The 750-nt window shown below is 48.1% G+C and carries 1 protein-coding gene; it reads right to left on the bottom strand.

Translation table 11 applies throughout. The annotated features are described in order from the left end of the window. Positions 1 to 196 precede the first annotated feature (196 nt). A partial coding sequence (locus AC3A84_RS12815) for a pathogenesis-related BetVI family protein (protein WP_487970081.1) occupies positions 197 to 750 on the bottom strand: 554 nt, incomplete at its 5' end.

Genomic DNA, 750 nt, shown 5'->3' with positions numbered 1-750 from the left:
TGCTCCTTCAAGTTTTATTGCTTGGCATGGCCTTACACACAACCATCAAGCCCCTTTACAACATAGAAAACACACGATAGAAACACTTCCTCACCCAGAAGCTCCGAGGCAGAGACAAAGGAAAACACAAGATACAATACAAACTCTCCACTCATTTTACGCTATCATCACTCAGAAAGGATCTTGAGAAAAGCATTTAGGCGCAAACATGGGGGTTGGCCAGAAGGTACTCCTCAACAGCCTTGAACAGTCCCATGGCTTTGTCTTTGCCCTTCTTGATGTCCTCCTCCTTGAGCTCGCAACCTTCCTTGACGTGGTACTCGCTGGTCATCTTGCAAACACATCCGCTGCCATGCCCCTCGAATTTCACTGATTCCACGACGCAGTCGATCTTGTCGAACTTGACGTCGCTTTCGATCATGGTATATTTGCAGTAAAAGTTATCTGCGTCAAGAGCATCGATCTTGTGCTTCGTGTACTTGATGTGGGAACTTTCACCGAAGTTGGTTTTCTTGATGCTACCAACTCCACCATCTCCCTCGATGAACTCAACGCTCTTGATGCCCTCGGGAACAATCATGGGCAGGACGTTGTGGGAGTCAAGGATCATAGCCTTGAACAGCCTCGCCGGGCCGACGGCACTTGTGACCTCCTGCGAGTAAGTGACGACTCCCATGTCTGCTTTGTAAGAAACAAAGAGAACTGAACTCAAGAAGGGTAGTGGAAGGGTTTGGTGTGTGATTGCTAAAG

The organism is Paracidovorax sp., assembly GCF_057642795.1.
This window is presented reverse-complemented; position numbering and strand designations above follow the sequence as displayed.